The organism is Brevibacterium ravenspurgense (assembly GCF_001584615.1).
Lineage (GTDB): Bacteria > Actinomycetota > Actinomycetes > Actinomycetales > Brevibacteriaceae > Brevibacterium > Brevibacterium ravenspurgense.
Map to the genome: position 1 here is coordinate 741743 of NZ_LQQC01000010.1, position 24878 is coordinate 766620.

Annotated in this window: 25 protein-coding genes and 4 tRNA genes; 21 read left to right on the top strand and 8 right to left on the bottom strand. The window is 62.9% G+C overall.

What is annotated here, in order from left to right; all coding sequences use genetic code 11:
* Positions 1 to 22: 22 nt before the first annotated feature.
* Positions 23 to 1186 carry an o-succinylbenzoate synthase gene (locus Bravens_RS07930; RefSeq protein WP_062022104.1) on the top strand — a complete coding sequence of 388 codons (1164 nt, stop codon included), beginning with the start codon at positions 23 to 25 and terminating at the stop codon, positions 1184 to 1186.
* On the opposite strand, the gene Bravens_RS07935 is transcribed toward Bravens_RS07930, so the two are convergent.
* The 3 genes from Bravens_RS07935 to Bravens_RS07945 all read right to left on the bottom strand — a co-directional run bounded on the left by Bravens_RS07935 (position 1187) and on the right by Bravens_RS07945 (position 4466).
* On the bottom strand, positions 1187 to 1852 hold the full coding sequence (locus Bravens_RS07935) for a hypothetical protein (protein WP_062022107.1): 666 nt from the start codon (positions 1850 to 1852) through the stop codon (positions 1187 to 1189). It abuts the gene before it with no gap.
* A 17-nt stretch (positions 1853 to 1869) separates the two neighbouring features.
* The gene (locus Bravens_RS07940) at positions 1870 to 3366 is read right to left on the bottom strand and encodes an alpha/beta hydrolase (RefSeq protein ID WP_062022110.1); all 1497 of its coding nucleotides are present in this window, start codon (positions 3364 to 3366) and stop codon (positions 1870 to 1872) included.
* 131 nt (positions 3367 to 3497) lie between these two features.
* Positions 3498 to 4466, bottom strand: coding sequence for a CPBP family intramembrane glutamic endopeptidase (locus tag Bravens_RS07945; protein WP_167346399.1), 969 nt, complete (start codon positions 4464 to 4466; stop codon positions 3498 to 3500).
* Between the two features lie 34 nt (positions 4467 to 4500).
* Between Bravens_RS07945 and Bravens_RS07950 the strand changes: the two genes are divergently transcribed.
* The gene (locus Bravens_RS07950; RefSeq protein ID WP_062022116.1) at positions 4501 to 6372 is read left to right on the top strand and encodes a thiamine pyrophosphate-binding protein; all 1872 of its coding nucleotides are present in this window, start codon (positions 4501 to 4503) and stop codon (positions 6370 to 6372) included.
* A gap of 47 nt (positions 6373 to 6419) precedes the next feature.
* Here the strand turns inward: Bravens_RS07950 and Bravens_RS07955 are convergent, their stop codons facing one another.
* A complete protein-coding gene (locus Bravens_RS07955; protein ID WP_062022118.1) occupies positions 6420 to 7763 on the bottom strand; it encodes an isochorismate synthase in 1344 nt (447 codons plus the stop codon).
* A 98-nt stretch (positions 7764 to 7861) separates the two neighbouring features.
* Between Bravens_RS07955 and Bravens_RS07960 the strand changes: the two genes are divergently transcribed.
* The 3 genes from Bravens_RS07960 to Bravens_RS07970 all read left to right on the top strand — a co-directional run bounded on the left by Bravens_RS07960 (position 7862) and on the right by Bravens_RS07970 (position 11039).
* The gene (locus tag Bravens_RS07960) at positions 7862 to 8569 is read left to right on the top strand and encodes a demethylmenaquinone methyltransferase (protein WP_062022121.1); all 708 of its coding nucleotides are present in this window, start codon (positions 7862 to 7864) and stop codon (positions 8567 to 8569) included.
* The gene (locus Bravens_RS07965) at positions 8566 to 9888 is read left to right on the top strand and encodes a geranylgeranyl reductase family protein (protein ID WP_062022124.1); all 1323 of its coding nucleotides are present in this window, start codon (positions 8566 to 8568) and stop codon (positions 9886 to 9888) included. The genes Bravens_RS07960 and Bravens_RS07965 overlap by 4 nt, the downstream gene beginning before the upstream one ends.
* 80 nt (positions 9889 to 9968) lie before the next feature.
* The gene (locus tag Bravens_RS07970; protein ID WP_062022126.1) at positions 9969 to 11039 is read left to right on the top strand and encodes a polyprenyl synthetase family protein; all 1071 of its coding nucleotides are present in this window, start codon (positions 9969 to 9971) and stop codon (positions 11037 to 11039) included.
* Positions 11040 to 11074: 35 nt separating this feature from the next.
* Here Bravens_RS07970 and rarD read toward each other — a convergent pair whose 3' ends face one another.
* Positions 11075 to 12118, bottom strand: coding sequence for an EamA family transporter RarD (rarD, locus tag Bravens_RS07975; RefSeq protein WP_082791086.1), 1044 nt, complete (start codon positions 12116 to 12118; stop codon positions 11075 to 11077).
* 119 nt (positions 12119 to 12237) lie between these two features.
* Here rarD and Bravens_RS07980 point away from each other — a divergent pair, with 119 nt between their 5' ends.
* Entirely contained in the window at positions 12238 to 13626 is a 1389-nt protein-coding gene (locus Bravens_RS07980; protein ID WP_425304153.1) for an FAD-dependent oxidoreductase, read from the top strand.
* A gap of 99 nt (positions 13627 to 13725) precedes the next feature.
* On the opposite strand, the gene Bravens_RS07985 is transcribed toward Bravens_RS07980, so the two are convergent.
* Together Bravens_RS07985 and Bravens_RS07990 are read right to left on the bottom strand one after the other, a co-directional pair.
* Positions 13726 to 14214 (bottom strand): YajQ family cyclic di-GMP-binding protein, encoded by a 489-nt coding sequence (locus Bravens_RS07985; RefSeq protein ID WP_062022131.1) that lies wholly within the window; start codon positions 14212 to 14214, stop codon positions 13726 to 13728.
* Positions 14215 to 14257: 43 nt separating this feature from the next.
* Positions 14258 to 15028, bottom strand: a complete 771-nt coding sequence (locus tag Bravens_RS07990; protein WP_244878138.1) for an ABC transporter permease — start codon at positions 15026 to 15028, stop codon at positions 14258 to 14260.
* Between the two features lie 146 nt (positions 15029 to 15174).
* Here Bravens_RS07990 and Bravens_RS07995 point away from each other — a divergent pair.
* The 15 genes from Bravens_RS07995 to rplL all read left to right on the top strand — a co-directional run bounded on the left by Bravens_RS07995 (position 15175) and on the right by rplL (position 23984).
* Positions 15175 to 15256, top strand: a tRNA-Tyr gene (locus tag Bravens_RS07995).
* A 186-nt stretch (positions 15257 to 15442) separates the two neighbouring features.
* Positions 15443 to 16780 carry an NADP-specific glutamate dehydrogenase gene (gene gdhA, locus Bravens_RS08000; RefSeq protein ID WP_082784612.1) on the top strand — a complete coding sequence of 446 codons (1338 nt, stop codon included), beginning with the start codon at positions 15443 to 15445 and terminating at the stop codon, positions 16778 to 16780.
* Complete coding sequence (locus Bravens_RS08005) at positions 16780 to 17571, top strand: glycerophosphodiester phosphodiesterase (protein ID WP_082784611.1); 792 nt, start codon at positions 16780 to 16782, stop codon at positions 17569 to 17571. The genes gdhA and Bravens_RS08005 overlap by 1 nt, the downstream gene beginning before the upstream one ends.
* A 94-nt stretch (positions 17572 to 17665) precedes the next feature.
* A tRNA-Thr gene (locus tag Bravens_RS08010) sits at positions 17666 to 17738 on the top strand.
* Positions 17739 to 17764: 26 nt separating this feature from the next.
* A tRNA-Met gene (locus tag Bravens_RS08015) sits at positions 17765 to 17838 on the top strand.
* A 143-nt stretch (positions 17839 to 17981) separates the two neighbouring features.
* Positions 17982 to 18431: an FAS1-like dehydratase domain-containing protein gene (locus Bravens_RS08020; RefSeq protein ID WP_062022134.1), complete on the top strand. Its 450-nt coding sequence runs from the start codon at positions 17982 to 17984 to the stop codon at positions 18429 to 18431.
* Positions 18424 to 18882, top strand: coding sequence for a MaoC family dehydratase (locus Bravens_RS08025; RefSeq protein ID WP_062022137.1), 459 nt, complete (start codon positions 18424 to 18426; stop codon positions 18880 to 18882). The genes Bravens_RS08020 and Bravens_RS08025 overlap by 8 nt, the downstream gene beginning before the upstream one ends.
* Positions 18879 to 19955, top strand: coding sequence for a UDP-N-acetylmuramate dehydrogenase (locus tag Bravens_RS08030; RefSeq protein ID WP_062022140.1), 1077 nt, complete (start codon positions 18879 to 18881; stop codon positions 19953 to 19955). Before Bravens_RS08025 ends, Bravens_RS08030 begins: the two co-directional genes overlap by 4 nt.
* A gap of 113 nt (positions 19956 to 20068) precedes the next feature.
* Positions 20069 to 20141, top strand: a tRNA-Trp gene (locus tag Bravens_RS08035).
* Between the two features lie 63 nt (positions 20142 to 20204).
* Positions 20205 to 20462 (top strand): preprotein translocase subunit SecE, encoded by a 258-nt coding sequence (gene secE, locus Bravens_RS08040; protein WP_019174618.1) that lies wholly within the window; start codon positions 20205 to 20207, stop codon positions 20460 to 20462.
* Positions 20463 to 20528: 66 nt separating this feature from the next.
* Positions 20529 to 21254, top strand: coding sequence for a transcription termination/antitermination protein NusG (nusG, locus tag Bravens_RS08045; protein WP_062022143.1), 726 nt, complete (start codon positions 20529 to 20531; stop codon positions 21252 to 21254).
* A gap of 240 nt (positions 21255 to 21494) precedes the next feature.
* Complete coding sequence (rplK, locus tag Bravens_RS08050) at positions 21495 to 21932, top strand: 50S ribosomal protein L11 (protein ID WP_019174620.1); 438 nt, start codon at positions 21495 to 21497, stop codon at positions 21930 to 21932.
* Between the two features lie 63 nt (positions 21933 to 21995).
* Entirely contained in the window at positions 21996 to 22688 is a 693-nt protein-coding gene (gene rplA, locus Bravens_RS08055; protein ID WP_019174621.1) for a 50S ribosomal protein L1, read from the top strand.
* 309 nt (positions 22689 to 22997) lie between these two features.
* Positions 22998 to 23522, top strand: coding sequence for a 50S ribosomal protein L10 (gene rplJ / locus Bravens_RS08060; protein WP_062022146.1), 525 nt, complete (start codon positions 22998 to 23000; stop codon positions 23520 to 23522).
* Positions 23523 to 23594: 72 nt separating this feature from the next.
* The gene (rplL, locus tag Bravens_RS08065; protein ID WP_019174623.1) at positions 23595 to 23984 is read left to right on the top strand and encodes a 50S ribosomal protein L7/L12; all 390 of its coding nucleotides are present in this window, start codon (positions 23595 to 23597) and stop codon (positions 23982 to 23984) included.
* An 88-nt stretch (positions 23985 to 24072) separates the two neighbouring features.
* On the opposite strand, the gene Bravens_RS10455 is transcribed toward rplL, so the two are convergent.
* Positions 24073 to 24855 carry an MBL fold metallo-hydrolase gene (locus tag Bravens_RS10455; RefSeq protein WP_062022148.1) on the bottom strand — a complete coding sequence of 261 codons (783 nt, stop codon included), beginning with the start codon at positions 24853 to 24855 and terminating at the stop codon, positions 24073 to 24075.
* Positions 24856 to 24878: the final 23 nt, after the last annotated feature.

Below are 24878 nucleotides of genomic sequence, written 5' to 3' on the forward strand. Positions count from 1 at the left end.
CCGCGCTCGCTACTCTGAAGTCATGTCGTATTCGCTGTCTGCCGCCCATCTGCCCGCTGATCTGCCTTCTGATTTGCCAGCTGACCCGCGCGAGTTCTTCACCGATGTTCGCGTGGTCGAACTGCCGATGACCACCCGGTTTCGCGGCATCACATCGCGTCAGGTGTGCCTGCTGCGCGGACCGAAAGGCTGGGCCGAGTTCAGCCCCTTCCCCGAATACGGGCCGCAAGAGGCTCACCGCTGGCTGGCAGCGGCCATCGAGTTCTCACTCAACCCGCACGGGCCCGCGGGTCTGCTGGAACCGGGGACCTCCACCTCGTCGGCCTCACCTGCCAAAGCTCACGAGGTGCCGCCGGCACCTGCTTATTCCGGACGGTTGTCGGGGGCCCGGGTGCCGGTCAACGGCACCGTCCCCGCGGTCAGTGCGGAAGACGTTCCTGGGGTGCTTGACCGCTTTGACGGCGTGGGCGTTTTCAAAATCAAAATCGCCGAACACGGTGCTGCCAGCAAAGACGCTGACGTGGCGCGCGTGCGGGCAGTCCTGGCAGCATCCCCGAACGCGAAGATCCGCCTGGACGCCAACGGCAAACTCAGCATTGACGAAGCCGTGGCACACCTTCGGAAACTTATTACCCTGGACGGTTTTGTGCAGCGGCTGGAGTACGTCGAACAGCCGGTTGCGAACGTCGAGGACATGGCTCGGCTGCGCGAACGACTGCAGGCCGACAGCGAACTGTGCGGCATCAGGATTGCGGCGGATGAAAACATTCGCCGCTCTGATGACCCTCTGCGGGTCGCCCAGCTGGGCGCGGCCGATCACATTGTCGTTAAGGCCCAACCGTTGGGCGGGGTTGCCGCCGCGGTCAGGATTGTTCAGTCCTGCGGTCTGCCGGCCACCGTGTCGAGCGCACTGGAGTCATCGATCGGCTTGGCTGCGGGGGCTCAGCTGGCGCTCGCCCTTGCGCGGCGCGGCGAGGGTGAGGTGTGGGCTGCCGGTCTGGGCACTGCGTCCCTGTTGGCCGCCGATGTTGTTGATCACCCGCGCAGGCCTCACGGCGGCACCATCAACACCGACCCGATGGACGTGAGCGTTCAGCTGGCCGAAGACCACCGTGCCCCGGCAGAAGCGCAAGAGTGGTGGCGTGCCCGCCTGGCCGCCTGCTGGAAGCTGCTGCGGGAAGCGTGATCAGTCGAGCTTGCTGACGATGCTGCTAATGGTCTTCGCGGCGGTTTCCGGCTTGCCGCTGTGGTTGATGACTGCCGCGACGACCGTATTGTCCTTTGCCGCGGTGATGGTGGTGATGCTGAGCTTCTGCCCGTGGAAGTCAACGTCAGCAGACGTCGATACAGCGTCGTCAGCCCCGTCGACCTCGACGTCCTCAACCGTGACACTGGTTTCAACCGTTTCGTCGGCGATTGTCACCTTCATGGTTGAGCAGTCCTGCCCGGCTTTGCGCGCGTTCTCAACGACGGATGTGAGCTTGGTGCCCTCCGCGTTGGCGGCTGCGAAGTAGGATGCCGAATCCGTTTTTGCGCTCAGTCCGGCGTCTGTGCCCAGATCTGCACCCTGAGTTGCATCGAGCAGCACACGGCACTGTTCTGGTTCGACGGATGCGCTTTCGAGAAGCTGTCCGGGATCGGCGTTTTCGGGACTGACTTCGGACGGCTCCATTCCTGCGGCTTCCATGGCCCGGCGCAGGTCTCCGGTGGAGTGCACGGCTTCATCTGCGCCCTGTTGGGAGTTGCTGGCCGTTGTCTGCTCAGCTGCCGGACCGCTCTGCTCGTTCCCGGCTTGGCCGCATCCCGTCAGTGCGAGTGCGGTGACTGCCAGACCTGCTGTGAGCCGCTTCATCCGGATCCCTTCTATTGTCAGCCGCCGCCTTTGGGCAGCTTTTTTGGTTTGCGTGAGCGTTCCATGGTTGCAGATTTGTCTGAGTCTTTTCTCTGCCCCCGGATGATGACTTCTGTCACCGCGGCCTGGCCCCACGTGCGGAAGTGCTTTGTGCGGTTGCCGGGCACAATCGGGTCGTGCAGGGCCGCCCCCATCTGCCCGGTGATCGAAATGGCTCCCGAGGCGTCGGCCCGGGTTGTGTACGGGTTGACTCCCAGCGGGCTCCTGACGGTGATGGATGCTTCCGCGCCGGGCATGAACATGGGCGGGGAGGTGACTCGGAAGGTCCCGGCGCCGTTGAGTGTGAAGCCGGAGGGGCTCACATCGCCGAAGGTGACGATTTGCGGGCGGCGGCGCGATATTTCGACTTTCCACCCGTAGATCTCAAAGACAGGCAAACCGCTGATGAAGGTGAAGGGGGCTCCGTCGGCCACACTCGTCCAGAATCGCGGCCGGGGATCGCGGCTGGGTGTGCCGGTGGGGCTGCGGTCGAGGTCCGCCTGTGTGGCGTGGGCAAGCCACGCCTTGAGTTCGCGCTGCCAGGCAAACCAGTTGTGCATCCCGGTCTCGCGGGGAGCCCACGCGTGTTTGATGCCCAGTTCGCCGAGCCTTTCGGCAAAGCGCCCGCCGTGGTTGTGCAGGTGGGCTTCCATGACGTCGGCGCTTTCACTGCTGTTTTCAGCGTCGTCGGGAGTTCCGGACCCGGCGGACAGCCAAATGTCGAGCCCACGGAGGTTTTCTGCGAGGTCATACGGCGAGTTCGCCTCCCACCGGGCATCCCCGTCTTTGAACGAACCGAACAGCGAATCCGCGGGTGCTCCGGCGCGCAGCGCGAGGATTTCAAACAGCGGGGGAGCGGCCTGTGGGATGAGCGGAGATGAAAAAGCGGCGGCGGCAGCGTAGAGGTCGGGCCGCCAGGCGGCGTACTTCATGGCTCCGTAGCCGCCCATGGAAAGCCCCGCGGCCACGCGCAGTTCGGGGCATGTCGAATAGAGGTCGCCTATCAGCATGGGCAGTTCGCGCACATGGAATTCGGGCCAGTCCTCGACTTCGCCGGGTGCTAGTTCGTGGCGCGAGTAGACGGCCGCCCCAGCGTCGGGCATGACCACGAGGAAACGGCTGCCGCGGGTGTGCAGTTCCGCCCGCCCCAAGTCGGTCCACGAACGGAAATCATCGCCCCCGCCGTGGAACAGGAAAAGCGGCACAGCGTGCTCCTGCGGGATGCCGGGCAGAAGAACTCGCACGCCGACGGTCCTGCCGAGTGCAGGCGAGTAGACGAAGAACTCCCGCAGGCGGCGTGAGAGTTTGCGCTTTTCGCGCACGTGAACGTGGGCGGCTTCGAAGCCGGTGGGCTCAGGGCCGAGAAACGATGTTGATTCGCTGTACGCCGGGTAGAGGCCGGCCGCACTGCGGCGGGCTGTGAGTGCTCGCACCGCGCGTGCTCCGACGGACATTCGCAGACTGCGCTTCACCATGGACCACCTCCGCAGCCCTCAGGCTACGGCGCATGCATGAACTGGAAGTAACGGTCACCTTGGACTGTCCTTGGAACCGCACTTGCGGCGGCAAAATCTGCGCTGCCCCGGAAGCAGTCAGCAGAGTGCCCTCAGCGCTTGGCTGCTTTTTCCCTGCGGATGACAGCTTCGCGCGGCAGGAGGGTTCCGTGCTTGCCAGCCAGAAGCAGCAGCCCAATGCCGGCCAGCAGACCGAGGACGGCCGTGATGACAGAGCCTTCCAGGCCCATTGCCCCTCCCGTCAGCCATGGCGAGCCCGACCATTCAACCTGGAACAGGCCCACCGCCTCGCCCGTCCCGGAAACCGGGGACACGAAGATGAACGCCTGCACAAAGTTCCACGCGGCGTGAATGGCGATCGCCAACCACAGGCGGCGGGTCAGGAGGTAGGCCCCACCCAGCAGAAGCCCCGCCTCGATCGCAATGAAAATCGCGCCGGACACCGTTGCATCGGGGTTGCCCAGGTGCACAAGGCCGAAGATCGCGCTCGTAATCAGCAGGGAGGGCACCCAGCCCCACCAGGCGTCGAAGATGCGCAGGAGGAAACCGCGGAACAGCAGCTCCTCCGTAAACGCCGGCCCAAGACCAACCCCCAGAGCCAGGACAAAAGCCGGCAGAAGCTCCTCACGCGGCGTCACACCAGTGATTCGGAAGCCGCCGAACAGCGCGATAACACCAACAGAAACACCGAGAACAGCAGTAGCGAGACCGGCACCCATGAGGATTTCCGTCACCTTGTTCTTACCCCGCAGGCCGTGGCCGGGAGCGCCCGCAATAAACCGCATGATCAGCAGGTACAGGACGAACATGGTGACAGCGCCGGCCATCAGCCCGAACCCGAAGCCGTACGAATCCGTGGCCTCTGGGCCCAAACCAGCGGTCAGGGAGTCCAGCCGGCCAACCCCCACAATCGCCGCGTAGACGAGAATCGTCACCACCTGTGCAATGACAAAAGCTGCGATGCCGGCAACCAGCTGCCAGATTCGGTGGGAGTCGGGACGCTTGAAATCCGGGATCTCCGGCGTCGGCGCGTCCGCATAGGGGTTGGGAGGGTAGACCATGAGGGCCATTCTAGAGTCTGGTTGAATCGGGTGTGTGAATACTTCCACCGCAGCTGCGCGCACGATCGCTCTGAACCTCATCCAGCGCGGTCTTGAGCACGTTGTCATTGCTCCCGGCTCCCGTTCGGCACCGCTGACCTACGCCTTCGCCGAACTCGCCGACGCCGGGCTGGTGAACACCCACGTGCGCATTGACGAACGCGATGCCGCGTTCTTCGGGCTGGGGCTGGCCAAGGGGCTGCGCCGGACGGCGGTGGCTGAAGCGGCTGTGGCAGAGGCGGCCGGTGAGACCGGCGGCGCCGCTGGGGACACCGCCCCGCGCACACCGGGCCTGGTCGCAGTGCTCACCACATCGGGCACCGCGGTCGCGAACCTCCACCCAGCGGTGCTGGAGGCCTCGTACTCGCAGATTCCGCTGCTCATCCTCAGCGCTGACCGGCCCGAGCGCCTGCGCCGCACGGGAGCCAACCAGACCATTGACAGGCAGTCGCACCTGCTGAGCGATGTTCGGCTGCGCTTTGATGTTCCGGTCGAAGCTGACGAGGCGTCGCTCACCTCCGCCGTGCACGCGGCGGCTGCCGCTGCGGTCGGCTCTGAGGGTGCCGGAGCGGGCATGAACGCCCCCTACGCCATGAGCTCTGGCCTGCGCGGCCTGTCCACACCGGGGCCCGTCCAGTTCAACGTGCAGTTCGACGGGGAACTTACGCCGGAGGCAGAAGACATGCCGTGGCGTCCAGAAGTCGGCGAAGTCGAGCGCCTTGAACACCGCCCGCACGTACATGCCGGCTTTGCGCAGGCACTCGAAATGCTCATCCGTCCGGGAACTGTTCTGCTGGCAGGCAACGACTGTGACTACGGCGCGCGCAGGGTCGAAGAGCTTGCCGCAGCCTTCGGGGTACCGGTTTTTGCGGAACCTTCCTCACCCTTGTTCCACTTGTCGGTGCCAGGCCACCCGGGGGTTCTTGACGGCGATCTGACCGAAACCATCACGGGTGTTGTGCGCACCGGCAGGCTCACCCAGTACCGCCAGGACCAGCGACTGCTTGCGCGCGTGCCCACAGCAGAAATCCAAGCTGACCTCGACTGGGCGCTCGCAGATGAATACGGCTCCTACCTGGCCTCGGCCGGGCTCGCCGGCCAGGCCGCAGACGCCGATACGCAGCGGTGGGCCCGCAGCGTCGCATCGGAATCTCACATCCAGCGGGCCGCCGGCGTGCGCGAAACCCTGCTGAGCCGCAGCACAGGTGAGATCGCAGATCAGCTGAGCGTCACCTCGGACATCCACTCCCAGCACCGTGCAGCAGCAGCCAAATGGCACGAGGTGCCGCCCACCTCGGCAGAACAGCCGACCGGAGCCGCAGTGGTCGGGGAGATTGTCCGCGGGGCCGCCCAGAATGCTGCCGAACACGGCACCGTGGCTCAGGTCTTCCTCGCCAGCTCGAATTCGGGCCGCTACGCTTCCGCGCTCGCCGGGGACGAGGCCCTGAAACACGTGCAGATGAGCGCAAGCCGGGGACTCGCGGGAATTGACGGGCTGATCGCGACAGCGGCCGGTATGGCGCTGACCGGGCCTGTATTCGCGGAATGCCCGCTGCGGCTGATCGTCGGGGACGTTGCCGCCCTGCACGACGTGGGCGGACTGCTGCGCGAAAGCGCGGATGAGGGTCTGCCCACCCTGCAGATTTTCGTCCTCAACGACGACGGCGGAGCGATTTTCGGCGGTCTGGAACACGGTGCCGAGCACCTCAGCGGACATTTTGCGCGGTATTTCGCCACCCGGCACGGACGGAACTTCCGCGCGCTCGCCGAAGCCTATGACTGGCCGTATCAGCAGGCGACGGTCGATGGTCTGCGCCGCCTGGCGAAGGCCGGCAGCGCTGGGCTTTGCGAAGTGCCGCTGGACTGAATCTGCTGCGGGGCGTTTGTTGAGGCTGAGCTGTCAGCCAAGGACCGTTAGGGACGGCTGAGGCCGTGCGCCTGCAACATGGGGCCAAGCTTCGCCCATGACTCTGCGAGTTCTGACTGCGGGTCTGAATCCGGCATGATTCCGCCGCCGGCCCACAGCCGAATGCGGGTGCGCGATTCCAGCTGGCCGCAGCGCAGAGCAATGCCCAGCTGGCCGTTGCCCGCGCCGTCAATCCATCCGACTGGCCCTGCGTAGCGACCGCGGTCAGCCCGTTCGATGCGTGCGATTTCTCGCATGGCCTCGTTGCGCGGCACTCCGCCTACCGCAGCGGTGGGGTGAATGCTCTTGGCCAGATCGATGATCGACGGGCGGTCCTCTGGCCGGCCGGACGGGGAATCGAGAGTGCCGTGGGCATCGCTGGCCAGGTGAATGACATTGGGCAGGGTCAACAGATACGGCTGTTCGTCAACGTGGAGGTCGCTGCTGTAGGGCCGCAGGCACTCTTCCAGGGAGCGGGTGGCGTAGACGTGTTCCTGGGAGTCTTTCGCACCGGCGAGCTGCTGGCGGGCCTGCGCAAGTTCAGCTTGGGCGTCATCGCGCACCTGATAAGTGCCGGCAAGAACGCGAGAGCGCACAACGCCGTCCTGCACGCCCACCAGAAGTTCCGGTGTCGCCCCGATCAGGCCGGCCACATTGAATGTCCACGTGGCGGGGTAGGCGGCGTTGAGTGCGCCGAGCACCGCACGCACATCGATGTCGTGCTCTGTGTCGACGACCGCGTCGCGAGCAACAACGATCTTCTTGAACTGGCTGCCGGGCGCCCGCATGAGTTTGACGGCTTCGGACACATTGCGGATGTGCTGTTCCTGGCTGATGTGCCCATCGTGCAGGGAGGCACCCGTAACCGGGGTCAGAGCTGCGGCTTCAAGCGTGAAGTCGTCGTCAGCGCTGCCTTCCTGGCTGATGGAGGTCAGCCATACGCGTTCGTGCCGGCGGCCCATGATGAAGCGCGGAATGTCAATGACGGAATCCGTGTCGGAATCATCCGTGAAGGAAATTGCCGTGAAGCCCACCAGGCCCGATCCCGGCAGATTCACCGAGTCTTCGACCAGCGCGCGCTGTGCCACCGCACGCCACTGCTGTGACAGCTGGTCGAAACGCGTGCGGCCTTCAACGGTTTCACCGCCTGTGGCGCGCAGTCGTGCAACCCGGCCGAAGCCCACCAGACCAGAGTGGCCGCGCACCCAGCAGTTGAACGTGTCTTGGGGCAGCTGTGCCAAGAATTCGTGTACGGTCGACGGCAGACCGTGGGCAAAGGGCGCCGGCGCGTGGGGGTCAACACCGTCAATGAACCACGAGCGCACCCGCAGGGAAACTGAATCGCTGAGCACACGGCCAGTCTAATGAGGGGCACTGACATCGGCGCTGACACGGTGCTTGTGCCGGCCCGATTAGCTCCCCGCGGGGCGGGGCTGAGATTATGAGACACATGAATCGCGCTCACCTGGATAAGAACAAGGCGGACGTCGCATCGATGTTCGACGCTGTTGCCGAACGCTACGACATCACCAACGACGCCATGACCTTCGGCATTTCGCGCTGGTGGCGCGTGGAGATCACCCGATCGGTCGACCCGAAGCCCGGTGAGCTCATCCTCGACCTGGCGGCTGGAACCGGCTCCAGCTCGGTGCCGTACGCCCAGCGCGGAGCCACCGTCATCGCCGGTGACATCAGTGAGGGAATGCTTGCTGTGGGCCGGCGCCGTCATCCCGAAATCCAGTTCCAGTACGCCGATGCGACTGATCTTGACTTCGACGACAACACCTTCGACGTTGTCACCATCACCTACGGCTTCCGGAACGTGCAGGAGCCGCAGAAGGCGCTGAAGGAAATGCTGCGCGTTCTCAAACCCGGCGGCCGGCTGGTCATCGCGGAGTTCTCCACCCCGACGTTCACGCCGTTTGCGCGCTTCTACAAGGAGTACATCATGCGGGCGCTGCCGGCAGTGGCAAAGGCCGTGAGCTCGAACCCGGAAGCCTATGTGTACCTCGCTGAGTCGATCCGCGCGTGGCCGGCCCAGCTGCCGCTTGCCCACATGATCCGCGACGCAGGCTTTGATCAGGTCAAGTACCGCAACCTCACCGGCGGTATCGTCGCCATCCACCACGCTCTCAAGCCCTCCGGTGATGCACTGTGAAAAACGTCGATGCCGATGTTGTCATCGTCGGCGCCGGGCCCGCTGGATCCGCGGCGGCCGCACACTTGGCTCACGCCGGGCTCGATGTGGCGCTGCTGGAGAAGACCGCGTTCCCGCGCGACAAAATCTGCGGTGATGCGCTGACACCCCGCGCGGTCAAAGAACTCGGTCACCTGGGTTTTTCGCTGCCCGATGAGGCGGGCTGGCACCGCAACCGCGGTCTGCGGCTGATCGGCGGGGGCCACCGAATGGAAATCCCGTGGCCGGACGTGACGGGCTTCCCGTCCTACGGTCTGACGCGCGCTCGCATGGACCTCGACGAACAGCTGGCCCGGCATGCCGAAAAGCAGGGTGCTGTCCTGTACCAGCAGATGTCAGCGGAAGAACCCGTTTTCGACAACGGGTGGATTGCCGGCATCCGCGCAGTTCCCGCTGACGCCAAGGGCAGGAAGCTGCGTGCTGACAAGGACGGTGAGGCAGCGGAGGAAGTCTTCTTTCGTGCTCCCATCGTGATTGCGGCAGACGGCGTGAGCGCCCGCACCGCAGTGCAGATGGGCCACCGCAAACGCGACGATCGACCCATGGGCGTGGCAGTGCGCACCTACTACGACTCACCGCGGCATGACGACCCTTTCATCGAATCGTGGCTTGAGCTGCGCAGCCCCGACGGGGAACCCATGCCCGGCTACGGGTGGCTCTTCCCCTTGGGAGACGGAACCGTCAACGTGGGGCTCGGCATCCTCAACACCAGCCCGCAGTTCGGCAAGGTCAACTACCAGAACGTGCTCAAGGACTGGATTGCCGCAATGGGCGGCGAATGGGGCATCGGCGGTGCGGACGGCACCGAGGGAATGCGCCAGCCCATCCGCTCCGCCGCGCTGCCGATGGCGTTCAACCGCACCCCGCACTTTGACCGCGGCGTCATGCTGCTGGGCGATGCCGCGGGCATGGTCAATCCGTTCAACGGCGAGGGCATCGACTATGCCTTCGAACAGGCCCGGATTGCCGCCGAGATCATCACCACCTACCGCGGTTTCCCGCAGGCGGCCTACAGGAACAAGCTCGCCGGGTTCAGCAAAGCCGTTAAGGACGAGTACGGCAGCTACTTCACCCTGGGGCGGGGCTTCGCCCACCTCATCGGCCAGCCGAAGGTCATGGAACTGGGACTCAAATACGGTATGGGTTCGCGCCACCTGATGAATTTTGCGGTCAAACTGTTGGCTAATCTTTACGAAGACGATCCGCGGGCACACCGCGACCTGCACGACCGCGCGGTTCAGGCACTCATCACCGCTGTGCCGGCCACCTCGAATCAATAGCGGAGTGAACGTAGACTGAGGGGTCGTAGACCCACGGCACAGCCGAAACGACTGACAACCTGAGGAAAGAGAAGACGACGATGGCACCTTCTGGCGAAGCCAGCGCGCCCTCCGCACAGCCGGGGACACAGCCCAAACCGGGTGCTTTCGCCGCTGTCGGCGCTGATCTCAGCGCCAACCTCGATCGTCAGCTCGAACAGGTTGAGACGCTCCTGAACGAAACCGTGCGCCAGACCAGCCGTCTGGCTGACGAATCGTCCCGTTATCTTCTGTCCGCCGGCGGCAAGCGCGTACGCCCGTCGCTGGTTCTTCTGGCCGCGCAGTGGGCAGCTCAGCTGACCCCCGGGGCTGACGCTGACAGCTTTGACGTTGTGAAAGCCGGTGCCGTTGTCGAACTGACGCACCTGGCCACGCTCTACCACGATGACGTCATGGACGAAGCTCCCGTTCGCCGCGGAGCCCCGGCAGCGCACCACGTGTGGAACAACTCGGTGGCCATCCTCACAGGCGATGTTCTTCTGGCCCGGGCCTCCAGCCTGTGCTCTGAACTGGGGCCGCGTGCCGTGCTGCTGCAGTCTGAAACCTTTGAGCGTTTGGTTCTCGGCCAGCTCAGTGAGTACACCGGCCCTGAAGACGAGGCCGACCCGATTGCGCACCACATCCGCGTCCTGTCGGACAAAACCGGCTCGCTCATTGCCGCGTGCGGTGAGTTTGCGGTTCTGGCTTCCGGCGGTTCGCCCGAACTTGTGGAGCCTTTGCGCGAGTACGGCGAAAACGTCGGCGTTGCCTTCCAGCTGGCTGACGACATCATCGATCTGGCCTCAGACGAAGCCGATTCCGGCAAGACTCCCGGCACTGACCTGCGCGAGGGCGTGCCCACAATGCCGACGCTGCTGCTGCGCCGCGAAGCCGCGGCGGGGGATTCCGAAGCGCAGCGGATTGTCGAGCTGCTGGATGCCGACCTGTCCTCGGACGAAGCTCTTGAGGCTGCGCGCACGGCACTTGTTGCCCACCCCGTGATGGAGGCTGCTCGCGCTGAGGCTCGCCGTTGGTCGGCCAAGGCCGTTGACGCTCTGCGCGACCTTCCTGACGGGCCCATCAAGTCGGCTTTCGAACTGTTCGCCGCCGGTGTGGTCAACCGGGTGGGCTGACCCACTCCCGTTCAGCGCTCGTGGCATAGCCGACTTCAGCCGGCAGTCGGTTCGCCCACGTTTGCAGCGGTGTGCAGCACCGCCCGCTTTGCCCGGCGTGCGCGATTGCCGGCGTGAATCGAATCCGCACCGATGAGTGCGACCGTCACCCAGATGATGATGAAGCCCCACCACTGTCCGCGCGACATGTGTTCACCGAAGATCAGCAGTGCGGTGAGGAACTGCAAGGTCGGGGTGATGTACTGCATCATGCCAACCCAGCTGAGCGGAATCCGGCGTGTGGCCGCAGAGAACAGCAGCAGGGGAATGGCGGTGATCGGTCCCATGAGTACAAGCAGGACGGTGTGCCAGGCGCCTTCCGTCGTGAAAGTGCCGAGCCCTTGTGATTCCACGACAGCGAGCATGGCGATGCTGGGGAGCGTGAGGATGAAGGACTCGATTGTCAGGCCCTCGAGTGCGCCGACGCGGGAACCGACCTTGGACTTCACAAGACCGTAGAGGCCGAAGCTGACGGCTACTGCCAGGCCCAGCCAGGGCACGATGCCCTCGGAGATTGTGATCACGAGAACCGAGACGAGCCCCAGTCCCATTGCGGCCCACTGCAGGGGCCGCAGGCGCTCACGCAGGAAGATGATGCCAAGCGCCACTGTGATCAGCGGGTTGATGTAGTAGCCGAGCGCGACTTCTGTCACGCGGCCGGCTTGTACGCCGAGGATGAACACCAGCCAGTTGATGCCTACAAAAAGAGATGCGGCTGCCAGAGTGCCGAAGATCTTCGGTTTGCTCGCAAGCTTCCACGTGCGTCCTAGACCGCGGGCAAAAACCAGCAGCAACGTGCAGAACACCAAGCACCAGATGATCCGGTGGGCCAGGATTTCGAAGGCACCTGCCGGGGCGGCTGCCGCGAATATGAGCGGCATGCTTCCCCAGAACAGGTATCCGCCGATGCCCAGAATGAGCCCATCGCGGCGGCGGCGCGCTTCGTCAAGGGGAAGCTCTGTGCTCGCGGTGGACGCGCTGCTGGCAGGCGTCGTTGCCGCAGTGGCCTGAATCGGTGAAGAAGCTGAGTCGTCGGTCACATTCGCGAGTGTAGACCCGCACGTGGATGGGAAAGCAAGTATTCCTTAATAGAGCACAGCTTCATTTCCTAAATCGCGGTGCGTACAATTGACGGTCGGATATAGGGAAAGGTGATACTTTGAGTCGTCCTCTGCGCTTGGCCATTGTCGGTGCTGGTCCGGCGGGTATCTACGCCGCTGATCTCATGACCAAAGAAGAACGTGACTTCGATGTCAGCATCGATCTTTTCGAGCGCCTGCCGGCGCCCTTCGGTCTTGTTCGCTACGGTGTCGCACCCGACCACCCCCGCATCAAAGGCATCACGAACGCGCTCATCCGCGTAATGGACCGCCACCAGCTGCGCCTGTTCGGCAATGTCGACTATGGCACGGACATCACGCTGGAGGAACTGCAGGAGCACTACGACGCGGTCATCTTCTCCACCGGCTGCTTCATCGACACGAAGCTGCCGATCCCCGGTGTGGACCTTCCACGGTCCTACGGTGCCGCAGAGTTCGTCAACTGGTACGACTCCCACCCGGACGTGTCACAGGAATGGCCGCTGGAAGCTGAAAAGGTCGCCGTCATCGGCAACGGAAACGTCGCTCTGGACGTTGCGCGCATCCTCGCCAAGCAGGCTGATGACCTCCTGTCGACAGAGATTCCCGACCACGTGTACGAAGGTCTGAAGAAGAGTGCTGTCACCGACGTGCACATCTTCGGCCGTCGCGGTCCGGCGCAGGCGAAGTTCACCCCGCTGGAAATCCGCGAACTCGGTCAGGCGGACGACGTCGACATTGTGGTGTACCCGGAGGACTTCGAATTCGACGAAGGCTCCATGGAGGCCATCCGCACATCCAACCAGGTCAAACAGGTCACCAAAACCCTCACCGACTTCACACTGCGCGAAGACACCGGCGCTAAGCGCCGCCTACACCTGCACTTCCTGGAAGCTCCGGTCGAAATCGTCGGCGACGAAGAAGACGGTGTGACAGCCCTGCGCACGGAGCGTCAGGAACTCGACGGATCCGGCGGTGTCAACGGCACCGGCAAGACCACCGACTGGCCGATGGACGCCGTGTACCGCGCGGTCGGGTACTTCGGCACCAAGCTGCCGGAGCTGCCGTTTGATGAGCGCCGGGGTGTCATCACGAACATCGAAGGCCGCGTCATCGACGGTGAATCAATGGCCACCGCCCAGGCGGAAGACCACATTCCCGGCCTGTACACCACCGGTTGGATCAAGCGCGGTCCGGTCGGCCTGATCGGCCACACGAAGGGTGATGCCCTGGAGACCATCGGCCACATCATCGAAGACTACGAAGCAGGCCGCCTGCCCCAGCCGGCGAAGCCGGAAGAAGACGCGATTGTCGACCTGCTGGCCGACAAGGGCATCGACTACATCGACTGGGAGGGCTACCACCGCATTGAGGCTGCCGAAAAGGCCGCCGGTGAACCTCACGGCCGTGAGCGCATCAAGCTGGCCACACGCCAGGCAATGGTCGACGCGGCCAAGAAGATGGCCTAGTTCAGACCAGATTTCCCGAACACAGAGGGCGAGGCGGAATTCCGCCTCGCCCTCAGTGTTCCGGCTGCCGGTGGCGCGGCTTGCGCTCACCTGGAACCGTCAGCGGTAGTTGACGAACTGCAGGTCGACGTCGAGGTCCTTGCCCTTGAGCAGAGCGATGACAGCCTGAAGATCGTCGCGCTTCTTTGAGGAGACGCGCAGTTCGTCGCCCTGGATCTGCGGCTTGACGCCCTTGGGGCCTTCCTCGCGGATGATCTTGGAGATCTCCTTCGCGGTCTTCTGTTCGATGCCCTCCTTAATGGCCGCTTCGATCCGGTACTCCTTGCCGGACGCAAAGGGATCGCCGGCATCGAGCGACGTCAGCGAAATGCCGCGGCGGACCAGTTTGGACTGGAAGACGTCGAGAACAGCCAAAACGCGCTCTTCCGAATTGGCCTTCATGAGGACCTTTTCGCCAGACCACTCGATTGAGGGGTCCACACCCTTGAAGTCGTAGCGGGAGTGGATTTCCTTCGCCGCCTGGTTGAGAGCGTTGTCCGCTTCCTGCTTGTCGACCTTGCTGACAATGTCAAAGCTTGAATCAGCCATCAGTGCCTCCTAGTTCGTCAACGAATCGACCACAGTCTAAGCGTTAGTCGCTGTCGAACACGGGCTTCTTGGCGCGCGGCGCCAGCGTTGTGGTGATCGTGATCGACACGATCGCCCCGGCAGTCATGATGCCGATGAGCACGAACATCTGGAACAGCCCCGCCTCGTACGGAGGAGACCCGCCGAAGAGCGCACCGACAAAAGCACCCGGCAGCGTGACCAGCCCCGTCGTGCGGGTCTTGTCGACGTTCGGAACAAGAGCCGAGTACACGGCCTCACGCCCCAGCTGAGCAGTCGCCTGCCGGGGAGTGGCGCCGAGAGCCAGCCACGCCTCTACCTCCGGCCAGCGGTCATGGAGAAGAGAGCGCAGACGCTGGACCGTGAGAGTTGAGAACGTCATGCAGTTGCCGATGACGATTCCGCCGAGTGCCAGCAGATACGACGGGGAGAACTCGAGGCCGCGCAGACCGAACACCGTCAGCAGAGTGACAGCGGTGCCTGTGAACATCCCGATTCCGATGACTGCGGCAGTGCGCCTAAGACCGACCGACTCACCAAGGGCGCGAGCGCGCTTAAACGCGGCCCTCCAGGCGACCGCGAACATGACGAAGAGGAAGACGACAACCCAGCCGATGGATGTGAGCGCACCGGTGAGCACGAACGCGAGCACGGCCAGCTGCACGGTTCCGCGGAGAACGGCGTAGGCAGATGACCACGGGGCGCGGATGCGGGCAGCCAGCAGCAGCCCGGTGAGCAGGGCAAGAAGAACGACTGCCGCGGGCAGAGCGGTCAGAAGATCAGGAACGACGGACACACCGCGAAGTGTAGTCGGAAGACGCACAGGCAGTGCTCGGTCTGCGATGAGGCGAGCGGTGGTGTTGGGCCGAGACAGGATTTCGCTTTTCACCTTCGAGCGTCTATAGTGTTACGAGTGCTCAGCCGAAAGCAGAGCATAATCCCGGCAGATTGCCCGAGCGGCCAAAGGGATCTGACTGTAAATCAGACGGCATTGCCTTCGAAGGTTCGAATCCTTCATCTGCCACAGCCAAAAGGCTCCGACCACGCGGTCGGGGCCTTTTCTGCATCTGTGAACACAACATCCGCGAATGAAGTGGTCCAAATCATGGTCGCATGCACATGGATCCAGGCGGAGGAATATTATTCGGTTGAGACCGCCACACGGTCCGGCCCATTCGGGGCCCGATGCGAGGGGAGATACCGCGTGCCATTGGAGACGATTGACGACCTGCAGGAAAAGGTCATTGCCCGCAACCCGGCAGAACCCGAGTTCCACCAGGCTGTCCGCGAAGTCCTCAGCTCGCTGCGCGCACTGGGCAACCGCCACCCGGAATACGCCGATGCGCGAATCGTTGCGCAGATGTGCGAACCGGAGCGCCAGCTGATCTTCCGCGTCCCATGGGTTGATGACAAGGGGCAGGTGCAGGTCAACCGCGGTTTCCGCGTTGAGTTCAACTCAGCACTCGGGCCCTACAAGGGCGGCTTGCGCTTCCACCCGTCGGTCAACCTCGGCATCATCAAGTTTTTGGGGTTTGAGCAGATCTTCAAGAACTCCCTGACCGGCCTGCCTATTGGCGGCGGCAAGGGTGGAGCTGACTTCGATCCGCACGGGAAGTCCGATGACGAAGTCATGCGCTTCTGTCAGTCGTTCATGACTGAGCTGTACCGCTATCTGGGTGAATACACCGACGTCCCGGCTGGTGACATTGGGGTTGGATCCCGTGAGATCGGCTATCTGTTCGGCCAGTACAAGCGGATCACCAACCGCTACGAATCCGGTGTGCTCACCGGCAAGGGACTGTCCTGGGGCGGTTCGCTGGTCCGCACCGAGGCCACCGGCTACGGCTGTGCGATTTTCGCCGGCGAAATGCTTGCCAGCATCGGCGGGTCTTTTGACGGTGCGCGGGTCGGTGTTTCCGGGTCTGGAAACGTGGCGATCTACGCAATCGAGAAGGTTCACCAGTTGGGCGGTCTGGCTGTTACCGCCAGCGACTCCGGTGGCTATGTCTACGACCCCGACGGCATCGACCTTGACCTGCTCAAGCAGATCAAACTGGAAGAGCGCGGTCGCATCAGCGAATACGCGCAGCGCCGCGGCGGGAACGCGAAGTACGTCAAGAACGGCTGCGTGTGGGAAGTCCCGATGGACATCGCGCTGCCGTGTGCCACGCAGAACGAGCTCGACGGCAAGTCGGCCGCGAAGCTGGTGAAGAACGGTCTGCGCGTTGTTGCGGAAGGCGCGAACATGCCGTGTACGCACGATGCGGTTGCCATCTTTGCCGATGCCGGGGTGCCGTACGGCCCGGGCAAGGCGGCCAACGCCGGTGGTGTTGCGACTTCTGCGCTGGAAATGCAGCAGAACGCTGAACGTGACTCGTGGACGTTTGAGTACACGGAGGCGCGACTGACGCAGATTATGAAGAACATCCACGAAACCTGCTTGGCTACGGCTGACAAGTACAACCACCCCGGCAACTACGCGATGGGGGCGAACATTGCCGGCTTCCGCAAGGTTGCCGATGCGATGCTCGCCTTTGGGGTGGTGTGATGTTCACGCAGTTCCTGCGGGACCGGGGCATTGACAGGGTGCCCGGCCGAGGCGGTAAGCCCTGGGCGATTGCGCACAGGGGCTATTCGGGGGCGGTTCCCGAGAACACGATGGCCGCAATCGATGCTGCGCGTGCTCTTGAAGCCGACTTCATTGAGATCGATGTGCACTTGAGTGCTGACGGCACCCCGCTGGTGCTGCACGACCCCACGCTGAACCGCACCACTGACGCGTCCGGTGCTGTTGCGAACCTGTCGGATGAGCAGATCTCTTTGGCCGATGCTGGATCGTGGCTTGGTCCGGGTTTTGCCGGGCAGCGGATTCCGCATTTGGATGCTGTTCTGTACAGCATGTCTTTCCGAGGCGGCTGGCTGCTGCTGGAATTGAAGGGCGACTGGGAGGCCGGGGGAGTAGCCGCTGTCGTCGACCTGATCACCCAGCACGGGATGGCAGACCGCGTGGTTCTGCAGAGCTTTTCGCAGCACACCCTGCACAACTGTCAGGCGATCGCCGGGCACATTCCGCGGATTCTTCTGCGGGTGGTGCCGAAAGAGGGCGATGTCGAGCTTGTGCAGCGCCTTGAGGGGATCGGCTACGCGCCGTCGTTCCGCGGCTTCAAATCGCGCCGTGAACTGGTTGAGGAGATCCGCGAACTTGACCTGTGCGTCAATGTGCACACGGTTGACGCTCCCGAAGGCTGGGATGCGCTTCTGTCGGCTGGTGTCAGCGGGATCATCACGAACCAGTTGGGACGCCTGCAGGGCTATCTGACCGCGAAGTTTGACGTGTGAGCCGCCGGGTCAGCGCCTGTGACGAAGGTCTCGGTCTAATCCCTCTGCGCGGATTTTGCATTCGCGATTCTGATGTGTAAAGTTAGTTCCCGTTGCCCCAATAGCTCAGTCGGCAGAGCGTTTCCATGGTAAGGAAAAGGTCAAGGGTTCGATTCCCTTTTGGGGCTCTGGTGTAGTCACCGCGCTGCACTGTGGCGGGGTAGCTCAGGTGGTTAGAGCGCACGACTCATAATCGTGAGGTCGCGGGATCGAGCCCCGCTCCCGCTACTTGTCTAAGGCTTCCAGCAGATTTCTGTTGGAAGCCTTTTTCTATGCCCGAACGCGGGATGACGCGTGTGCCGCACACGGGCCGGTGTGCTTTCTGTGCCACCAAGACCGCCTAGACTTGATCCCTGAACGAGGAGGAAACTATGGCAGTCAACACCGAGCTGCAGGGTGCCGAATACCGCCTTCCGCAGCCGTACGTGGTTTCACGCGAAGCCATCGCCGAATTCGCCCGCGCCACAGGCGCCGAACACCCGGCCCACACAGACATAGACGCGGCTCGGGCCGCCGGATACGCCGACCTTGTCGCCCCGCCGACCTTCGCGGTCATCCCAGCTCAGCGCTCAGAACAGCGCTACATCTCCGATGAAAACTCCGGCATCGACTTTTCGCGCGTAGTCCACGGCGGAGAGCAGTTCACCTACAGCCGGCCGATCGTCGCCGGCGACGAACTCGAATGCGTCACCCACGTCGACGGCCTGCGCGAAGCCGGCGGTCACGCCATGATCACCACCCGAACCGAGCTCACCGCAGCGGGCGACCACGTCGCCACCGTGACCTCGACCATTGTTGTACGAGGAGGCGACGATGACTGACACCTCGAAAGCTCCGGTCCTGACAGAACTCGAAGTCGGCCAGGAAGTGCTCAGCCGCACCATCCCGATTTCACGAGCAGACCTGGTCCGCTACGCGGGAGCCTCCGGCGACTACAACACCATCCACTGGAACGAACGCTTCGCAAAAGAAGTCGGCCTGCCCAACGTGATCGCACACGGCATGCTCACCATGGCGCTGGCTGTCGGACCCATCACCCAGTGGGCCGGCAGCCCGTGTGCCGTCATCGACTACCGCACGCGCTTCACCAAGCCCGTCGTAGTGCCTGACGCCGAAAACGGATCCCCGGAACAGCCCACAGTTGAACTCGCAGTCACAGCGACAGTAGGCGCAGTAGACGAAGACAACGGCACAGTCCGGCTCGACGTCAACGTCACAGCAGAAGACACCTCGGTCCTCGGTCGCACCCAGGTCAAGGTGCGCCTGGCATGAGCACACCCATCAACCTTGCCGAGTACACCACCCTGAGGATCGGCGGCCCCGCTGCCAATGCAGAAATCCTCACCACCGAAAACGAACTCGTAGCATTCGCAGACGACTACCGCCTGCAAGACGGGCCCGCACTGCTGGTCGGCGGTGGTTCCAACCTCGTGGTCTCCGATGACGGCTTTGCAGGTCCCGTGGGCATCATCCGCACGGAAGGCGTCCAACTGGAACGCGGCCGCGGCACCGCGCGCGCAACGGCCCACGCCGGTGAAGACTGGGACAGCTTCGTCGCCTGGACCATTGAACAGGGCCTCACCGGCCTGGAACCGCTGTCCGGGATACCCGGGTCCGTGGGCGCGACACCCGTGCAGAACGTAGGAGCCTACGGCGCCGAGGTGTCTTCCACGATCGAATCGGTATACCTTTTCGACCGCGAGTTCGGCCGCACCCTGATTGTGCGCAAAGCAGAGCTCGAATTCGGCTACCGCACGTCGGTCCTCAAGCGCACAGCGCACCACCACGGACAGCCGCGCTACGTGGTGCTCTCCGTGACCTTCAACCTGCCGAAAGCCAGCGGAACCGGGGGAGTGCCCATCAAGTACGCCCAGCTGGCCAACACTCTCGGCGTAGAAGTCGGCGACACCGCAAGCCCCACCGCGGTGCGCGAAGCCGTGCTTGAACTGCGCAGCTCAAAGGGCATGGTGCTCGACGCCGAAGACCACGACACGTGGTCGGCTGGATCGTTCTTCACCAATCCGATCCTCGACGTCGAACAGGTGGCACTGCCGGAAGGAGCCCCACGCTATCCGGTCGTGGACCCCAGCACGGGCAAAGACGACCCCTCGGTGGTCAAAACCTCGGCGGCGTGGCTCATTGAGCAGGCGGGTTTTGCCAAAGGCTTCCGACTCGACGGCTCCAAGGCTGCACTGTCGAGCAAGCACACCCTGGCGCTGACCAACACGGGAGGTGCCCAGGCACAGGAAATCATCGAACTGGCGCGGCACATCCGCGATGGCGTGCAGGGCCGATTCGGGATCACACTGGTACCCGAACCGAACCTCGTGGGCCTGGAACTGTAGGCGAAAGCCGGTTCAGTTCGACGCGAGCACACCGAACGGCTAATATGTTGTGTCGGTGACGCCCCGTTTCCATCAGCTGCAGCAATGCGGCTATGATGAACCGGTGCTCGCTTAGGGGTGTGGCGCAATTGGTAGCGCAACGGTCTCCAAAACCGTAGGTTGCAGGTTCGAGTCCTGTCACCCCTGCTCTTACCCGGCGCGGCCGGGAAAGCCCGAAGGTCGGGAACGCAGACGGAAGAATGAGGACGAGTGGCTGAATCTCAGGCAAACTCCGAAACAGCGCAGAAGAAGCAGGGCTTCTTCGGCGCCATCATTCAGTTCATTCGCGAAGTCTTCGACCAGCTGAAAAAGGTTGTCACTCCCAGCCGCAAGGAGCTGCTCAACTACACGCTCGTCGTTCTGGGCTTCGTGGCTCTCATGATGGTGCTTGTGACCATCCTCGACTTCGTGTTCGGCAAACTTGCCGGATTCATCTTCGCGGGCTCGCCGCTGTGGCCGCTCTGGTAACACCCAAGTACAGCTGAACCACTGAACACGACCCGCGCCGCCGACCGCGAAAACAAAGGAGAATCGGTGTCTGAAAACACTCCGGAAAACGTCGAAGCCGAACAGGCAGAGAACTTCGACCCCGCAACGGGCGAAATTGCCGACGGCGTGGACGCTGCAGACCAGCAGTCTGCACCGGAAGTCGACCCGTTCGAAGAGTTCAAATCCGACCTTCGCATGAAGGACGGCGACTGGTACGTCATCCACTCCTACGCGGGCTACGAAAACCGCGTCAAGGTCAACCTGGAAAACCGTGCGGTATCGCTCAACGCAGAAGACGAAATCTTCGAAATCCAGGTGCCGATGGAAGAAGTCGTCGAAATCAAGAACGGTCAGCGCAAGACCGTTCGCCGCGTGCGTGTGCCCGGCTACGTGCTCGTTCGCATGGAACTCACTGACGAATCGTGGGGCGTTGTCCGCCACACCCCCGGCGTCACCGGCTTCGTGGGCAACGCGTACGACCCGATCCCACTGAGCATCGACGAGGTCGCCGGCATGCTCGCCCCGATCTTCGAAGAACAGCAGGCAGAGGCTGCCAAGGCCGCCGGCGAACAGGCCGCAGCAGACGGCACGCCCATCGAAACCGAATTCGAAATCGGCGAATCCGTCATGGTCAAGGAAGGCTCCTTCGAAGGCCAGCCTGCAACCATTCAGGAAATCCGCCCCGAACAGCAGAAGCTCACGGTTCTTCTGTCGATCTTCGAACGCGACGTTCCCGTGGAGCTCGGCTTCAACCAGGTCTCCAAGCTCTGATCTTGTTTTTACGCTGAAAGCGGGTGCACGGCTTAACGCCGGGCGCCCGCTTTTGCTTCTGTTGGAAATGGCTGCCCAGCTGAGGCCTATGTGGTGCAGGGCACCCGCATTTAACAAAATCGGGCGGGCGTGGAATAATGTTGTGGTTTGGACTCCGTCCGCCCTCATCGGAGCGGACAACCGCGTCCAAAGCCCACGGCCCTTCTGACCGTGGGAACAACTACCAGATTAAGGACCAACATGGCACCCAAGAAAAAGGCTGTCGGTCTGATCAAGCTGCAGATCCAGGCGGGCGCTGCTAACCCGGCACCCCCGGTCGGTCCTGCCCTTGGTCAGCACGGCGTGAACATCATGGAATTCTGCAAGGCCTACAACGCGGCCACAGAATCCATGCGCGGCAACATCGTTCCGGTTGAAATCACCGTTTACGAAGACCGCTCGTTCGACTTCATCACCAAGACCCCGCCGGCTGCTCAGCTGATCAAGAAGGCAGCTGGACTGAAGTCGGGTTCGGCAACCCCGCACACCGTCAAGGTCGGTCACCTGACCGCTGACCAGGTGCGCGAAATCGCCGAAACCAAGATGCCTGACCTCAACGCGAACGACATCGACGCCGCATCCAAGATCGTGGCCGGCACCGCTCGTTCCATGGGCATCACCACCGACATCAAGGCCTGATCAGGCATACCCAAACGTGGTAGGGCCGGCGCGGCCCGCACCACAACTGCAAGGAGATAGCAGATGGCAAAGCGCTCAAAGGCCTACAGGGCCGCAGCCGAAAAGATCGCGGCTGACACTAACTACACCCCGGACCAGGCAGTAGCCCTGGCCAAGGAAACCGCCGTTTCGAAGTTCGACTCGACCGTCGAAGTTGCATTCCGTCTGGGCGTCGACCCCCGCAAGGCCGACCAGATGGTGCGCGGCACCGTGAACCTCCCGCACGGCACCGGTAAGACCGCTACGGTCCTGGTGTTCGCAGCCGGAGACCGTGCTGAAGCTGCCCGTGAAGCAGGTGCTGACTACGTCGGCTCCGATGACCTGCTGGAAAAGGTGGCCGGAGGCTTCACTGACTTCGACGCTGCTGTTGCAACCCCGGACATGATGGGCAAGGTCGGCCGTCTGGGTAAGGTTCTGGGTCCCCGCGGACTCATGCCGAACCCCAAGACCGGCACCGTCACCATGGACGTCGCAAAGGCTGTCCAGGACATCAAGGGCGGCAAGATTGAGTTCCGTGTTGACAAGCACGCGAACCTGCACTTCATCATCGGCAAGGCTTCGTTCTCGGAAGACCAGCTGCGCGACAACTTCGCAGCCGCTGTCGAAGAGATCGCACGTCTGAAGCCATCGTCCTCCAAGGGTCGCTACGTCACCAAGGCGACGCTCACCACGACCAACGGTCCGGCCATCCCGCTGGACGTTGCCTCCCTGCGCTGATCCAGCGCCCAGGTGAGTAAGAGCGGAGCTCGTCTTCCCAGCGGGAAGGCGAGCTCCGCCTCGTAAGGGGCAGGATTTGCGTCTAAGCACCGTCCTGCTCTACTATTGAATCTGCCCAAGACCGTCGGTCTCGGAAAATGTTGCGCAAGCAGCAGGATCCGGCGAAGACTCACAAGAGTGACCCACGCAGGTGAGAACAAAGCTGAAAGCACACAACCTGTGCTGTCAGTCGAACGCCAAGCGTTCCGCACCTGTATGCGGAGCGCTTTTTGTTTTGGGCAAACCAACAGATGTATTGAAAGGAATACCATGGCGAGGCTTGACAAGGCAGCCGCGGTAAAGGAGATCAAAAACCGTTTTGACAACTCCTCCGCTGCAGTGCTGACCGAGTACCGTGGTCTCACAGTGGGCGACATGCAGGAACTGCGTCGTTCGCTGGGTGAGAACACCACCTACGCCGTGGTAAAGAACACGCTGACGGCCATCGCGGCTAAGGAAGCTGGAATTGACGCGTTCGACGGTCTGCTCAACGGCCCGACCGCCATCGCGTTCATCGAAGGCGAACCTGTTGACGCTGCGAAGGCCCTGCGGGACTTTGCCAAGGCGAATCCCAAGCTGGTCATCAAGGGCGGTTACTTCGACGGTGCTGCTCTTACAGCTGAGGATGTTTCGAAGCTGGCGGAACTCGAATCCCGCGAGGTGCTGCTTGCCAAGGCAGCCGGCGCTATGAAGGGCAGCCTCTACAAGGCCGCCTACACGTTCACCGCACCTGCCATCAAGGCAGTTCGCACCGTGGACGCTCTGCGCGCCAAGCAGGAATCGGAAGCCGCCTGAGCTTCATAACCACAACCCGGTTTTCCTACAGCCCAAAAGCTGTAGACCCATTAATGGAAGGACTTTGCCACAATGGCTAAGCTCACCCCCGAAGAGCTCATCGAAGCTTTCAAGGAACTGACCCTCATCGAACTCAACGACTTCGTCAAGAAGTTCGAAGAAGAATTCGAAGTTGAAGCAGCTGCTCCGGTTGCTGCTGCAGCTGCTCCGGCTGCTGGCGGCGGCGACGCCGGTGCTGCCGCTGAAGAGAAGAGCGAATTCGACGTTGTCCTCGAATCCGCCGGCGACAAGAAGGTTCCGGTTATTAAGGAAGTCCGCGCTCTGACTTCGCTGGGCCTCAAGGAAGCCAAGGACCTCGTTGACTCGGCTCCGAAGCCGATCCTCGAAGGCGCTTCGAAGGAAGACGCTGAAAAGGCTAAGGAACAGCTCGAAGCTGCAGGCGCAACCGTCTCGCTGAAGTGATCATCGGTCACTGACTGTTCTACAGCGAACCCCCGGGATTTTTCCCGGGGGTTTTGCTGTTTCTGGACTCCCTCTTACGAGGCGCCGCTCACCTGATCCGCTTTGCCTCGCCGATGCTGGGCAGGTACGTGAACGGCTGGGCTTGACGGAGGCTCACCTCTGCATCACCAGCGTCAGGGTCAGCCAGCTGTGCTGCGACAGCCGCAACGTCGTCGGCCTGTGCTTGGACGAAGGCTCTGTCGACAGGTTCGCCGTGGCCGGGGCAGTAGACGCTGATCCCGTCGATGGCGAGGATGTCCCGAAGGGTCTGTGCCCACGCGCTGGGCTGAGCGTCATCGCCGAACTGTGGGGGAGCACCTTCTTCAATGAGGTCGCCGACGATGAGCACATCTGACAACTGCAGGACGATGTCGCTTTCTGTGTGCCCGGAGTATTCGCGCACTGTGACCACTGTGCCGCCGAGGTCGATTGTGTCGCCGTGGGCAACGACTTGCGTGGGCTCGACGATGAGTTCGGTGGGATCGGTCGGGAGGTCCGGTTCGTCTGTCGCCGGCACTTCTGCCAGCTGAAGCCATGCGCTTGCGGCTTGATCGTGGGCGAAGCGCTCACTGGCCAAGAACTCGTCTACACCTTCGGCCTTCATGTGCGCATTGCCGAAGAAATGATCCCAGTGGTCGTGCGTGTTGAGCACGGCAATCGGCAGGCCTGTGACGGTGCGTGCGGCTTCGAGGATGCGCGCTGCCTGCCACGGCCCCGATCCGGTGTCGACCAGCAGCGCCCGGCTGGTGCCGACGATCAGGTAGCTGTTCAGTGTCGCCGGATCGGTCGTGATGGCGTAGATGCCGGCCTGTTCTTCAGAACTGTCTGCCACTGACCCTTCTTGTGTGTCGCTGA